This is a genomic window from Rickettsiales bacterium, from assembly GCA_035765535.1.
GTDB lineage: Bacteria > Pseudomonadota > Alphaproteobacteria > Rickettsiales > JABCZZ01 > JABCZZ01.
Map to the genome: position 1 here is coordinate 234,186 of DASTXE010000001.1, position 14,235 is coordinate 248,420.

Here is a 14,235-nt window from a genome sequence, read left to right on the forward strand (position 1 = left end):
TTTTCCAGCAAATTCTCAATTACTGCTTCGCGGGCTGAGGCGCGAGCTGCGGCTTGGCTGGTGCTGCTGCGGGAGCCGGGGCAGGGGCCGCCGTCGCCGGAGCGGCAGAAGCAGCAGGTGCGGGCGCAGGCGTTGCAGCGGGGGCTGGTGTCGCCGTTGCCGGGGGCAACGGAGCTTCCTGCACGGGCGTTACCGCTGTTTCCACAGGTTTGCCAGCCGGAGCAGGCTGCGGAGCGGCCGCAGGGGCAGGCGCAGCCGGGGCTACGTTAGAGCGGATTTTCAGCATGCTGCTGTCATACCCGGCCTTGGTGCTGGTGATATGCGCCTCGTCGCATGGGATTTCGCTGTAAAGCTCCTTATAGGAGCCATTGGCTGCCAGCAGGATGTTCTTCTCCACCGCCGGGTCCGCATGGGCGACGCTTAGGCTCTTGCGCAGCGAACCCATGATAAGATCCAGGTCGCTTTCCTCCACGGCAGCGCATTTATGCAGGTAATAATACGTGATCAGCCAGGTCTCATAACGTTCTTTAAGGAAATCGATATAAGCCTGCTGCTTCCCGTTCACCTCCTTGAATTCCGTAATATCGGAATAGGGGATGTCGGTGTTATTGGCGGGGATGGAATATTTGCCCGTATCCACAGGCTTCTGCGGCGTGGGGTGCTGCGCGGCAATGGCAGGGGGCTCGGCGGCAACTGCGGCGGAGTCGGCCTGTTGCTGCGTTTTCAGGTCGCGCACCTCATTGCCGACCAGCACGACCAGCAGCATCGTCGTCAGCCAGAAGATATGGACATTGCGCCGGTGCAGGATGCGGAGCAGCGCCGCGCTGATGGAAGAATCATGGAATTTGCGGACTTTGATCTTGTCGCGGTAGATGCCGTAGGCAAGGCACAACCAGACCACGAGCAGAATCGCCCATTTCAGCAGCGAGAACATCAGCGTGGAGGAAAGCAGATCCTGTATCATATGCAAGCCCGGGTACGTTGGAGGGATGGCGCATAGTCTAACCTACTGAAATATATGCCAGCTGAAAGCCGGGGGCAGCGCGTGCCTTTTCAATAGGTCCAAGACTTGTGTAGCCCAATGCGCCAAATTATGCAACCGCTTTGGGAAAATAGAAAATTTTCCGGTTATCAGGCACATTAATGATTGACAATTTTCGCTTTCTCCATATTTTTCCTACACGTCTTTTCGTTACGAAAGCGTGCGTAAAATGCCTTATCAAAGGCGCATTGTTGCCCTGCAGCAGATACGCATAGCGGTAATAGAATGATCTGGTAGCTCAGTCGGTAGAGCACCTGACTTTTAATCAGGTTGTCGCGGGTTCGATTCCCGCCCAGATCACCATTTTCCTCAAGGATTTACCTCAATCAAATGGCAAAGCTGGTTAGCTGATTGTGCCGGAATCGTGTCTTGAAGCATGTTGTCTACGATCATTGCATGTTTCCCGAACTTCTCAGGAGCCAGATGTGCATAGCGTCTGACCATCTCGACAGACTCCCATGCCCCCATTTCCTGAATCACGTTCAGAGACACACCACCTTGAGCTAACCAACTTGCCCAAGTATGCCGTAGATCATGCCAACGGAAGTCTTCAATTCCAGCTTCTTTTAATGCATTATACCAAGCTTTTGTTGTTACCTGACCAATAGGATTTCCCTTGTAGGTAAAAACCCGCTTTGGATGTTTACCCAACTGGTTCAGCAATACATCAATCGCCGTAGCATTAAGCGAAACGTGAATATCCCTTCCGCCCTTGGCTTGGTCTGCATATATCCACGCCACTTTACGCGGTATGTCTATCTGTGACCATTCCAATTCAAGCACGTTTGACTGGCGTAGTCCGGTAGCAAGTGAAAACCTTACTATATCGACCAGATGTTCTGGTAGTTTAGTAAGTAGTGTCAGCACTTGTTCCGGCGTTAGCCAACGGACACGCCTTTTAGGTTCAGGATAAAGCCGGATACGCGGAGCTTTATCAATCCATTCCCATTCAAAGGCAGCCCGGCGAAGGATAGAACGAATCAGAGCAAGAACACGGTTTGCTGTAGCAGCACTGTTGTTCTCTTTCTTCTTAGCTCCAACCTCTGCAATCACGTCACGCGTTAGGTCTGTTAAAAGCTTGCCCCTAAAGAATTGTTGTAACCACCGTATAGTGTCCACATCCATCTGATGTGTTTTCTTATGCGAGGTTTCCTGCAACCATTTCAGGGCAGCTTCGTCCCAACTGCGTTTTGGCTTCTCTCCTAACTGCTCAGTCCGCCACGATTCGGCTTTTAGCTTGTCGTGGTATTCCTGAGCGGCTTTCTTGTCTTCTGTGCGAGCAGAGCATCTAATGCGCTGGCCGCTTGGTGTGGTGAAACTAATCCACCACGTGTTTCCGCGTTTAGTGAGTGACATTCAGGGGTCTCCTTATACTGCACTCGCAACGCTTGCCAAGAAGGGTTATACCGGGAACGCAAGTATTCCGCAAGGTCGTCATCAATGAAGACCCAGCATTTGCCAGCCTTCGCACCGGGAATAACGCCTAACTTAGCTTTGCGCCGCACTTCTTCCGGGTGCATCTTGAGGAAGGTTGCAGCTTCTTTGAGGTTAAGCGTTATCATTAGTGATGCTCCGGATTGCATTGCCTGCAACGACATTCATCTTGAGTCGTATCATGTGCTATACAAGGCTCAAACTTATGGCATGGATATAAGGCTTGCGTGCCAGCATTTATAAAATGAATTTGAAACAGTGTTTTATAATCGGTCGCATAACCAGCCTTCATGCATGTAAAGCAGGTACAAAGAACTTTTTTGCCTGAGGGAGTTGTATAAAAGGTGGTACTACTCATGACTACCCTCCACCGGAGAGAGTTTACGAGGAGAATTTAAAATCAGATGAAGGTAGATATCGTCATTGATCGTGGAAATATCAAAAGGCAAAACATCAAAACTGCTTATTTCAGCCTGTTGTAATCGCAATGTAGATAAATCCAGCACAAATGGGCTACGGAAGGAATAACCAATGGTTTCATTATACCAGTAGCCAGCAAAGCGCTTTTTTACTCTATCACCAACCTCCGTTATTTTGCGAAGCCATGCATCCAATGACCAGTAATGTGCTATAGCCCTTGCATAAGATGAAATTCCAGAGAAACCATATGTTTTAGCACCCTTGGGATACTGACAATGTTTGCTTTCCCACTTACTGAGATATTTTGCCATGTAACTGGATGGATTTCTTACCCACTTCACATTGCTAGAGCCATGCTTCCACCAACCTTGTTTATCAGGCATTGGCGGAGTGATACCGGAGGGTAGAAAGATAGCCAAATGGTAATGGGGTTTGCCCGATCTCATAAGTTCCATTACCCAGACGACTTTTAACTTTATCCTACGGGTACGAGCCCAAGACCTATAACAGTCCTGAAGACGTTTTATGTCGTAAGGATGATAAGCTGCATCCGGTCGATAAGTGAGAGTAACAAAGGCGCATTTACTTTTATCTTCCCCGCATTCAGAAGCGCACTGCAACAACACGTGAAAAACGATGCGCGAGATCTTACTAAGTCTTCGTCTTTGATTAAGTCCGTCTAAGACATTATCGGAGTATGATGTGGTAGAGGAGTGTGAGCTAGTTTTCATAAACTCTCTTTCCATAAGGTTTACCCAATCGCCGACCGGCGCATTGGTGAACCGCATTGAGAGAAATGATGAACAGCCCAAGCAGTTCCTATGTGGTAACTTTATCACACATAGGAGCGGTAATCAATCACGTTTGACGAGATTAAATCCCGCTTAATGAATTATTTTAATTTTTCAACCTGATTAGTGCGTATGCCCGGAATATGGCCGCTTACTGCTTTCCAGAAATTTGAAGCTTTTTGAGCGAGCTTCCATGCAACTGATTTATCTGATAATTCCCCAACTTCAGGTAAAACATCCCGGAATTCTATACCAAGTATCTTTTCATACTTTCTAAGGGTTTTCTTATCGTGCATGAGTAATAAAGGTTTCCAGCCAACATGACGGCCAAAGACTAAGGCGCCTATAGCAGTCTCCATCTCCGTGCATATCCCGGAGAAGTCTTTAGCAGCGGCATCAATGATTTTTAATAGCTCTTTATCATTCATGGGGGGCTCCATAAGCGAGTACCAACACCGCTTATACTACGTTATCAAGAAGCAAAAAGCTATTAAATGATACTAGAGGACACAAACGAGCAATAACACGAGCTGATGTATTACTTGTTACAATAAGAGACAAGCCCAGCACTTGCTAGCCGCCGTCCTCACTCCGTTGCGGGCGGGGCGCAAGAAAGTACTGGCAATTTACTGATTGATAATTAATATTTGATACCTAAATAACTAATTGTAATTTTATGACTGAAGAAAGAAATCCTCAACAGCATATAATTAATATCCTTAAGAATACCAAGGAACACCACCCTAATTTTGCATTGTTTTTAGGGGCCGGAGCTAGTGTTACTAGTGGCATTCCATCAGCTAAAACTATGATTGAGGATTGGAGAAAACAATATCAGGATCGTACGCCATCGACTGACATTAAGAGCAAACCGTGGTATGAAGATGAACAAGAATATTCAACGCTTTTTGAATTATTGTACGATCAGCCTAGCCAGCGTAGAGAATATATAGAAAAATGTGTTAATAACGCTACCCCTTCTTGGGGATATATCTACCTAGTTAATCTATTACAAAAAGTTTTTAACACTGTTTTTACGACTAATTTCGATGATTTGCTAAACGAGGCTTGTTATCTGTATTCAAACTCAACTAGGCCAATTGTATGCGCGCATGATTCAAGTATTTACTCAGTTAGAATAACTACCAAACGCCCCAAAATAATAAAGCTTCATGGAGATTTTTTATTTGATAACATTAAGAACACCTCTCGAGAACTAGAAACTCTTGAAGAGAATATACGAAATAAATTTAAACAATATGCGTCAGAATTTGGCTTAATTGTTATAGGTTATGCAGGCCATGATAGATCGGTCATGGATACGTTGAATGCTCTCTTACGTACAGAAACAAACTTTCCTCATGGTGTTTATTGGTGCGTTAGGAAAGGCAGCAAACTAAGTAAGAAAGTGGAAGATTTAAACAGGTTTCCTCAATTTCATATTGTTGAGATTGAAGGCTTCGACCAGTTTTTTGCTGAATTGCATTCACAATTAGACATGTCTTTGCAAAAAGAAATGTCGGATCCTTATAATGCACTTACAGAAAGATTAAATAATTTAATAAATAGTGCCAATATACCTGTTGGCTTAGAAAATAATCCTAATAAAAAATCACCAACACATTCAATTATTGCTTCAGATATTGCTAAATTAGTTGAGCAAATAAAAAGCAGCTTTGTAGGCGATTCTAATAAATCTCGGGAAGTACCTGCCTCTTCAGTAGCCCAACAAGCTTCACCACCATACCAATTAATGGCTCAGCAACAATGGCAAAAAGGTGAAGTTACTGAAGCTAAGAAGACAATTATCAAGCAACTTGAGACGCAACCAACTATAAGCGCTTTTAATACAGCTTTTGAGCTATTAAATATCGTTTGGGATGATGTTACAGGGCAGCATGTTATAAAAGTTCTTAAGGAACGGGAAGATATTATAGCAAGTAATCCAAATTGCGTGCACAATTTTGCGGTCAGCTTAATTAATACACAACAGTTTTCATATGCTGAAGAGGTTTTAAATATAGGCTTTGAAGTCGATAGAAGAAATAAGCAATCCTTATTTAACAAGGAATATTTTTATCTTAATAAAGCACAAATTTGTTTATGGTCTCAAAAGCCTATCGATCCGTCATTAAAAGAAAATATTGAAATATTACAAAATAGTGCAAAAAAAGATATACGGCTAGGAGCTTCAATAATTCTTGGCCAGTATGAGGAAGCAAAAAATATTCTTCTTGCTTACAGCAAAAATGAATTTATGAGCAAAATCGTCTGGCCTATTCTTTTATTTATTCCTGAGGATATTCAGGCAGAGATACTGAAAAAACAAATTTACTTATGCGATAATCCTAATAATGCATTTTATTATGCTATTTATTATATAAAATTTAAGAGATTCAAATTAGCTGAAACAGTGCTAAAAATAGCCTACGATTGTAATCAAAAAGGGCTTACCAAAGTTCCTTTGGATAATAATTATTATCTTCTGAATAAAGCTCAGATAAAATTACATCAAAGTAAAAAGTTACCACCAGCAGAAGTAGCCAAGATACAAGAATTGCTGACTTCACCGGAACCACTTGTGCGGATAGGAGCTCATATAGTCCTTGGGCAGACTGAGCAAGCTGAAAATCTATATAAAGAGGTTAAAAATGAGGCAATCAGACAATGGCCTATTTTCCAGCTCTTAAATAAGAATATGCAAGCCCCAGTACCTAAAAAACCAGAATTAATTAAGAGTAACAAGTAAATCAATATTAGGAATAATTGTTAATAGAATAATAAAAAGACTTAATATGGCAGTAAAACTACGAAATAGCATAATAAAAAGCATATATAACCATCTTGAGATATCAGGCTTTTCCCTCCGAGACTTCAAAATAAATACAGATCACGGACAATATTTGGCACATATTGTATTTATTCCAAAGCCCGAGTATGAGTTTATTATTACAGAAAAGGACTATGCAGCTAAAAGTATTGCTAGCATTGTGAGTCTTACTACGCAGCCAGAAGATTTAAAATTAACTACAGTTGAATCACCGGGAGAATACAAAACAAGAGAAGTAACAAAACATAGTACTATTCATGAATGCATCAATAGAATCCGTGACTGGTGCCAAAATATAAAAGAAGATTTAGCGACTAGAATTCCTCTTCAAAAAGAGCTAGACGAATTTGAAATTGAAATTGAGCAGCGAATTAATGATGCCGCTGGCAATAGTCAGGAGCATTTTTCTGAGTCAGAAGTTAATAATTTAAATAATAAATTAGATAATTTCTTGGCAAAATTTGAAGAGCTTGAGAAAGCCAAAACAATTACAGAAAAAGAACTAAAAGAAATAAAAGCAGAACTGGAAAGATTAAAACGCACACTGCCTATGTATCAAAAAGATATTTGGTACAAGACTGCAGGCCATTCTCTTTTAGATATGACAAAAAAAGTATTTAAAACAAAGGAAGGAAGAGAATTTCTTTTTGACGCAGCAAAAAAATTCTTTCTTGAATAGACGTGCCAATCTTGTGTCATCGCATTATTAAAAATATAATGTTTGATATGTATTTGAGATTGGAATGGCACACTGGCAAGCGTCACAAGTATATGAATAATAATAAATATAGGTTTTATTCTTCAAACTTTTAATCAGGTTGTCGCGGGTTCGATTCCCGCCCAGATCACCACTTTCCTCAATCTCCATAGTTCAGCTTCCTTCATCTAGAAAGATTATCAATGAATAATGATTCCATAAGTTATGAACAAATTTTAGTTGAAGTTGAGGATGTATTAAGAACAGCACCGGACAAAGCAACATTTCGCCATGAAACAAATGAAAATTACCAATGGTTAGGGCGGGCGGCTGCTGTAATCGAGGTATGGAATCCTAATAAGCTTGTACAACTGAGAACAATAATGGGATTATATCAGAGTCCTATGGGAGCTCCATCTATACAAGGATTTCGAGAAATTATGGTGCTCTTGCATCAAGCAAGAAGTGATCTGCGTATGCGAACTACAGGTCCAACTAATGTAGCTATTGGACAAGGACAGGTGTTTGAATATTTTGACGAAATCCGGAAGAATATTGAATTAGCAACACAGGAAGTGTTTTTTATTGATCCGTATCTTGATGCCGATTTTGTTTCGCGCTACCTCCCACTTATAAAAACTGGTGTTAATGTTAAGCTTCTTACTGCCAGAAACAAACTTACAACTCTGCTACCAGCGATCGATTTATTTATGCAGCAGCATGGACATGCAATCGGTGTACGTTCAACGACAGGATTGCATGATAGATTTCTGTTCATCGATAAAGGTAGTTGTTATCTTTCGGGGGCTTCATTTAAGGATGGTGCGAAAAACGCTGGAACAATAATTACACAAATTACTGATGGGTTTACTTCTATGTGGAATACATATGATAAGCTTTGGAGCGCTGCAAATATAGAAAGGTAAGACATCTCGTTTATTGGTGCCGCTAAAGTGTGGCTATGTCTCTACAAGAGAGACTTAATTGCCGTAAGCGATGGCGCTGGCAACCTTATGAATTTGCTTAGGTTGAATGCCACCGCTCGACAATCCCCCGATAACCTGCTATTATGCCTATATTATGTTCAGCCTGCGCACATTGTTAGCAGCCATTTTGACCATAGCGATTGCCGTGGCTGGGGTGCCTGTGTATGCGGGTTCAAGCTGCGCCATGAAGTCCGGCGCGCATCAGATGATGAAGGACTGCCCGGATTGCGCCGATCACGCAGATAGCAAAGGCGAGAACAAGGAATGCGGCAAGACGGATTGTGCCGTCAACTGCTCCTCTGCCGTCAGCCTGAGCGCCTCTCCCGCTATCGCTTCTGTCTTCCTGCCGGTGGTTTATACGGTGGCTGCCTTCCACCCAGCGGACGATATGGTGATTTCATTCTTCTCCCAGACCCAGGAACGCCCTCCCAAACACCTTGCTTAAATTTACCTGACTGTTCGGGCTCCGCCTGAGTAGCCGTAGTTCATTTTAAGCGAGGAGTTATGTCTGTATTCCCAATACTGAAAGCCTTGCCCCCGGTAATCTTAGGGGCGTCATGCGCGGCGCTTGTGCTGGCCGGCAGCGTGTATGCCAAGCCGATTTCCTATGTGGGCGGCACCATGATCATGCAGGAAAACGACGAAACCGGCCATACCGTCTCTCTGGATTATACACTCGATCCGCATTACGCGGTCGGCTGGTATGATAAATGGGAGGAGCATGAGCGGGACGGCAGGGATTTCTCCGTGCACGGCCCGGAAGTGAATACGCTGATTCACCGCTGGAACCTGCCGGATGGGCAGGCTAACATCTTCAATTCCACAGGGGCAGGGCTCGCGGTGGGGGATGGCAAGACGCGCAACGCTGCCTGGACATCCTTCCTCGCGGATTATGAGACAAGGCGCGTTTTCAGTTCTTACGAAATACGCGGCATGTATGCGGATACGATCAGCGAGAGCCTCTGGCAGCGCGCGCGCATAGGCATCGCTCCTTATAAGGCTGGGTACGACGATGTTTCGACATGGTTCATGCTGCAGGTGGATGACCACCCGAGCAAAACCAATACCTGGGTCGTCACGCCGCTCGTGCGTTTCTTCTATAAGACCACTTTGGTCGAGGCCGGGTACAGCAGCAATCATCACATCATGTTGAACTGGGACTTGCAGTTCTAAGGAGGAATTATGAAAAAACTTTTGATACTGACCATGATTATGGCAACGTTCTCACAGACTGCTTATGCTGGAACGATCACGGCCTCCGTCAACGGGCTGGTCTGCGCTTTCTGCGCGACCGGGATCGAAAAGACATTTCGCAAACAGCCCGCCGTCGACCGGATCAAGGTCGATCTGGAAGATAAGCGCGTGACGATCGACACAAAAGCAGGGCAGGATCTGGACGATGCGACCATCACAAAGCTCCTGACCGACTCAGGCTACAGCGTCACCGGCATTGTGAGGCAGCAATGATGGGCAAAAAGAACGGAATCCTCTCCACGCTGACGCTGTTTGCCTCTTTCAGCACGCTGGTCTGCTGCGCATTGCCCGCGCTCTTTGTGGCGCTGGGAGCGGGCGCGACGCTGGTAAGCCTGCTGAACACTGTGCCGCAACTGATATGGCTCTCCGAACATAAGGTGATGATCTTTATCTTCGCAGGCGCGATGCTGACGCTCTCCGCTATCGTCCGCTACCTGAACCGCAACGCCCCATGCCCCATAGACGAGCATCAGGCGCGGGCGTGCATGCAGTTGCGGCGGATAAGCGGCCTTATTCTCTATCTATCTATAATTGTATATGGAATCGGCTTCTTTTTCGCGTTTATTGCGCCTTACCTGCTGAAATAAGGCGGTTGTGCCTATGGCACCAGATCAATTTATAATTGTATAATAGTGGGTTGCTATACAACCGCGCTTCTCATAATTTGCCGTATTCCCAGAATTATGTTAATAATCATAAAGTCTTTTTATGTATTAAAATGGGAATATGCCGGAATTAGAGGCTGCCAAACCCAATTACGATGCTGCCGCCTCCTATGTACAGGGGATGGCTGCGACGCTGACTTATTTACCCCGAATCATAGAACAACAGCCGCCTGACGGGCAAGGCTTCGGCGATCTCGAAACCATAATCAAAGGCGATCCGGAGCGCCTCAAAGAGGCAGTGCACAAAGCGCGTATCGCAAGCAATCAGGGCGTCATCAACATATCCCAGAAACTGGCCGAGCATGACTGGGGCGGATGGAGAGTCAAATCCATTGAGGCAGATGGAATTGCCAGGGCGCTGGTGTTCAAAACACCGGAAAATAATACGCTCGTCAGTTTTCGCGGCACGCAGCCGACGCATCTGAAACAATGGGCGAAAGATGCTGAATTCCTGCTGCAGGAGATGAAGCTGCCGTCCGGAGACCGGTGCCGTGGGCATCCGGGCTTCCTGGAGGAACTGGGGATGATCAGCCTCCCGCTGACGCGCGAACTGGAAGAAGGCAGGTTTGCCATGACAGGTCATAGTGCTGGCGGTGCAATGGCAGTCATGTACGGCTTGCAGCAGCCGGAAAAGGACAAAGTGGAAGGGATTATCACACAGGGCCAGCCGCGGGCATTGGACAAAGAGGGCGCCGAGTTGGTCAAAGCTTACTTCCCCGACTATTTCCGCGTGGTAAACGGGAACGATATCGTACCCTACCTGCCGCCGAATCTGACCGTGCCGGTCCCGCTGCTCAACAGGATTGCATTAAATCAGACAGATTATTTTCACGCAGGGACGGAGATTGCGTTCAGGAACGGCCTCAGAGTGGAAGAATCCCCCGAAGCGCGCGCAACGATACAGCAGGCGCTCATTTCGGTTATGGGCAGGCTCAGAGTCCTGCATGAGGTGGGAGACCATTCACCCGGCAACTATCTCGAAAGCCTGAGACGGGATATGGAGCGGGGTTCTCTCATCATCGCGCAGGAGCATGATATTACAGACCCGCCCGTATCCGGGCTGAATGCTTCTGCCAAAGCGCCTCGTCAGCAAACAAAGCCGCCCGGATTAGGGTAAAGATTTCCTCACTGCGTTCTGACATTGGAGCCGCTGGGGCTGACCACGCCGCCCATCGGTTTGGGGGCCTGATTACCGTAAGCGGTGGCGCTTGCAATCTGGTTTGTAAAATTAATCAGGCTGAATGCCAGGCTGTGATTGCCGCTCTCAACCAGTTTATTGCTGTTGAACTTTCCATTGGTGACGGCCCCTACATTGATTACCGTCCATGAAGAGAGGTAGCCTTTCGTGCGGGTGATGATGGTGTTGTTGCTGACATCTGGCGCATTGATGGCACGGGCGCTGTTGAATACATCAAGCCCCCTGGCGACCGGGTCGTCATATGTCACATTGCGCGAATAACCATTATTGCAGCGTATGCTGGAGCCGACAGTGAAGTGGATGACCTTGGCGCCCTCAATACCGGAGCCACTCTCGCCAAGTCCGGTATAGAAGCCGTAAGTGTCGGTATTTTCCCATAAGCCTGTCTGCGTATTGGTGCGGGCGACAGGCTTGGTGCTGCCGATCAGCGTAACGCCGGGGTGAACGCGCACGGTTGCGGTGGAACCGGCCGTGTTATTGCCGATTCCTTTCACAAAACCGGATGCATCGATATATCCGCCCAGCACATCCAGCGAACCGGTAGTGTTGCCTTCCCACGAGATGCAGTTGAAGTTTTTCTTGCCCACATCGGTCTTTGCACTGACTGGTGTGAAATCAGCCGCTTTGGTCACAACCACATTGCTCAGTACATTGGTGCCGGACTGGTATTTGGCGCAGCGCCGCGTATTACCGTTATAAACAACTTTGAGATTATTAACGGTGCCGCCCGCATTGTTGATGTTGACCTGAAAACTGTCGGCTTCTTCGGCGTCGCTTCCCGTCCAGTCGACCAACACATTGCCAAGCTGGTAAGGCCCGCTATTGATCATCATAATGCCGCGCGCAGCGCCGATATTATCACCGATAGTGTGGTCGCCAAGGGCATTAAGGTGAGCGGCCGTGAAATTATTGCCGTGAATCGAGGTGACGCCGTTGAGCATCAGGCCAGCGACGATATTGTTCGGCATGCGGGTGCGGGAGCCGATATGGTCGACAGTAATCGTGTTAAAATTAAGCGTGCCGCCATCCATATGCACGGCCTGCTGAACTATACCTTTCCCATCGATGTTGAGGTGAATGAAATTAAAATTGCAGTTATGGCATGACAAAAGCGCGTCCGCATATCCTGCCGGTTCCCAGACCGAACCCGGTGCGAAATTAATGGTAAGGGTTCTTCCGGAAAGGGTAATACCCTGTGTCCGCACTGTGCCTCTGAAGTAATAGGTTCCGTCCTTCGAAAGTAACGCGCTGATCTCTTTGGTCTGGTCGGCGCCGTTGCCGGTGAAAGTTATAGCTCCGGTTGCAGAGCCGGTGCAGGGGATGGTTACAACCATACATAAAAACAGGCAGGCAAGCAGCATGGCTCTCAGGCAATAAGGCATAGTATAATCCATTGATTAAGATGAAATGAGAGGGGTAAGATAAATATAATTTATTATCAAATCGTTAAGACGAGGCAAATTTATTGTGCCGGAATAAAACGATTACTCCGGTGCACGTAAATAACGATGGGATAATAGTGGCGTGTTTGGTTGGAACAACTTTAGGTTTTATGCCTACTGGTTTTTTATTTCAACCTGTTTTGTTTGCCACCGCTTCGTATCGGCAATAAAATTTTTGGCAAGTGCATGGTAAAGCGAGAGCGGGCATAACATCCGCCCGAGTGCGGCGGCGATAAGTGCCACGGCGATGAGTGGAACGGCGGTTGTGGCTTTTCCGGTAATTTCCAGCACGATGACAAAGGCCGTAATCGGAGCCTGCGTAACGCCTGCAAAATAGGCGGCCATGGAAAGCAGGATAATCCCCTGTATCGGCGTATGAGGAAACAGGGCGGCAAGCTCGCCACCCATCGCCGCGCCGACGGAAAGACTCGGAGAAAAGATGCCGCCCGGCATGCCGGTGATGGCGCACAACGCTGTAACGAAAAGCTTGGCCGGAGCCTGCCACCAGGCGGGATCGAGCGTGCCGTGCAGCAGGGAATAACCCATATCGTAGCCGGTACCGTAAGTAATGCCTTTGGTCAGGATGCCGATGGAAGCAATGATGAGACCGCATAATGCAGAAAATTTAATCGGATTACGGCTGCCAAACTGGTGATAAAGCTGTTTGACGAATTTTCCGCCGTGAATGATCAGGACTGTGAACAGGCTGCCGAACAATCCGCCTGCAACGCCCAGCACGGCAATCGCCAGCCAGTCACGGTTGATGGAGAGCTCAGCCATAGTATAGCCGAAATAATTGTAATTGCCGGAAATGGACATGGCCGCCGCGCCGGAGAATACAATCGCAGCCAGCACTATTGAGCTGTTACGGTGCTCGAATGCTCTTGCCATCTCCTCGATCGCAAATACGATACCGGCCAGTGGCGTATTGAATGCAGCCGCCACGCCTGCGGAAGCGCCCGCAAGCACAATGCCGCGTTCGGCGCTTAAGCCCCCAAGTTCGGCAAATAATAATAAAAGCGCGGCACCGACCTGCACCGTCGGGCCTTCACGGCCGATAGAAGCACCGGCAAGCAGTCCAATGATGGTAATGAGCATCTTTCCTACGATCACGCGCGGGCCGACAAGATAGCGTCGGCTCTGCGCATCACGCAGGAAACGCGCTGCCATAGCCTGCGGGATTCCGCTGCCGGGAATGGAGGGAAAATATCTAAGCGTGATCCAGGTACAGAATGCAAAAAGAGTAGGGCTCACAATCAGCGGCAGCCATGGGGAGTGCTTCACCATGCTGTTGAATGTATGTTGTGCCCAGTCTGCCAGCAGTGCGAAATAGGAGGCCACCAGCCCCACAAGAATGGCGCCCATCCAGAAGACAAGACGCTTACGCCAGAGCGAGCGGGAAAGCAGCATCCGTTTGGCCTTGCGGATATAGGCGCGATCGTTTTGAAGGCCTGTATGCATTTATTTCTCTATGGT

14 protein-coding genes and 1 tRNA gene are annotated in these 14,235 nt (G+C 46.9%); 9 read left to right on the forward strand and 6 right to left on the reverse strand.

Annotation, left to right across the window (positions count from 1 at the left end; translation table 11 throughout):
• Nucleotides 1-19: 19 nt before the first annotated feature.
• Nucleotides 20-964 carry a hypothetical protein gene (locus VFT64_01200; GenBank protein HEU5046440.1) on the reverse strand — a complete coding sequence of 315 codons (945 nt, stop codon included), beginning with the start codon at nucleotides 962-964 and terminating at the stop codon, nucleotides 20-22.
• A gap of 305 nt (nucleotides 965-1,269) precedes the next feature.
• Between VFT64_01200 and VFT64_01205 the strand changes: the two genes are divergently transcribed.
• Nucleotides 1,270-1,345, forward strand: a tRNA-Lys gene (locus VFT64_01205).
• A gap of 6 nt (nucleotides 1,346-1,351) precedes the next feature.
• On the opposite strand, the gene VFT64_01210 is transcribed toward VFT64_01205, so the two are convergent.
• The 3 genes from VFT64_01210 to VFT64_01220 form a co-directional block, all read right to left on the reverse strand.
• A complete protein-coding gene (locus VFT64_01210) occupies nucleotides 1,352-2,398 on the reverse strand; it encodes a site-specific integrase (GenBank protein HEU5046441.1) in 1,047 nt (348 codons plus the stop codon).
• A 428-nt stretch (nucleotides 2,399-2,826) separates the two neighbouring features.
• Nucleotides 2,827-3,342, reverse strand: a complete 516-nt coding sequence (locus tag VFT64_01215) for a hypothetical protein (protein HEU5046442.1) — start codon at nucleotides 3,340-3,342, stop codon at nucleotides 2,827-2,829.
• A 446-nt stretch (nucleotides 3,343-3,788) separates the two neighbouring features.
• Nucleotides 3,789-4,115, reverse strand: a complete 327-nt coding sequence (locus VFT64_01220; GenBank protein HEU5046443.1) for a hypothetical protein — start codon at nucleotides 4,113-4,115, stop codon at nucleotides 3,789-3,791.
• Nucleotides 4,116-4,363: 248 nt separating this feature from the next.
• Here VFT64_01220 and VFT64_01225 point away from each other — a divergent pair, with 248 nt between their 5' ends.
• The 8 genes from VFT64_01225 to VFT64_01260 all read left to right on the forward strand — a co-directional run bounded on the left by VFT64_01225 (nucleotide 4,364) and on the right by VFT64_01260 (nucleotide 11,236).
• A complete protein-coding gene (locus VFT64_01225) occupies nucleotides 4,364-6,436 on the forward strand; it encodes an SIR2 family protein (GenBank protein HEU5046444.1) in 2,073 nt (690 codons plus the stop codon).
• Between the two features lie 46 nt (nucleotides 6,437-6,482).
• Complete coding sequence (locus tag VFT64_01230) at nucleotides 6,483-7,196, forward strand: hypothetical protein (GenBank protein HEU5046445.1); 714 nt, start codon at nucleotides 6,483-6,485, stop codon at nucleotides 7,194-7,196.
• A gap of 221 nt (nucleotides 7,197-7,417) precedes the next feature.
• Nucleotides 7,418-8,140 (forward strand): hypothetical protein, encoded by a 723-nt coding sequence (locus VFT64_01235; GenBank protein ID HEU5046446.1) that lies wholly within the window; start codon nucleotides 7,418-7,420, stop codon nucleotides 8,138-8,140.
• A gap of 154 nt (nucleotides 8,141-8,294) precedes the next feature.
• On the forward strand, nucleotides 8,295-8,645 hold the full coding sequence (locus VFT64_01240; protein HEU5046447.1) for a hypothetical protein: 351 nt from the start codon (nucleotides 8,295-8,297) through the stop codon (nucleotides 8,643-8,645).
• Nucleotides 8,646-8,704: 59 nt separating this feature from the next.
• Entirely contained in the window at nucleotides 8,705-9,373 is a 669-nt protein-coding gene (locus VFT64_01245) for a hypothetical protein (protein ID HEU5046448.1), read from the forward strand.
• A gap of 9 nt (nucleotides 9,374-9,382) precedes the next feature.
• Nucleotides 9,383-9,667, forward strand: a complete 285-nt coding sequence (locus VFT64_01250) for a heavy metal-associated domain-containing protein (GenBank protein HEU5046449.1) — start codon at nucleotides 9,383-9,385, stop codon at nucleotides 9,665-9,667.
• Complete coding sequence (locus VFT64_01255; protein HEU5046450.1) at nucleotides 9,664-10,041, forward strand: hypothetical protein; 378 nt, start codon at nucleotides 9,664-9,666, stop codon at nucleotides 10,039-10,041. The genes VFT64_01250 and VFT64_01255 overlap by 4 nt, the downstream gene beginning before the upstream one ends.
• Before the next feature lie 139 nt (nucleotides 10,042-10,180).
• The gene (locus VFT64_01260; GenBank protein HEU5046451.1) at nucleotides 10,181-11,236 is read left to right on the forward strand and encodes a lipase family protein; all 1,056 of its coding nucleotides are present in this window, start codon (nucleotides 10,181-10,183) and stop codon (nucleotides 11,234-11,236) included.
• 8 nt (nucleotides 11,237-11,244) lie between these two features.
• Here the strand turns inward: VFT64_01260 and VFT64_01265 are convergent, their stop codons facing one another.
• Both VFT64_01265 and VFT64_01270 read right to left on the reverse strand, forming a co-directional pair.
• A complete protein-coding gene (locus VFT64_01265) occupies nucleotides 11,245-12,699 on the reverse strand; it encodes a hypothetical protein (protein ID HEU5046452.1) in 1,455 nt (484 codons plus the stop codon).
• A 174-nt stretch (nucleotides 12,700-12,873) separates the two neighbouring features.
• On the reverse strand, nucleotides 12,874-14,220 hold the full coding sequence (locus tag VFT64_01270; GenBank protein ID HEU5046453.1) for a chloride channel protein: 1,347 nt from the start codon (nucleotides 14,218-14,220) through the stop codon (nucleotides 12,874-12,876).
• Between the last annotated feature and the right edge of the window lie 15 nt (nucleotides 14,221-14,235).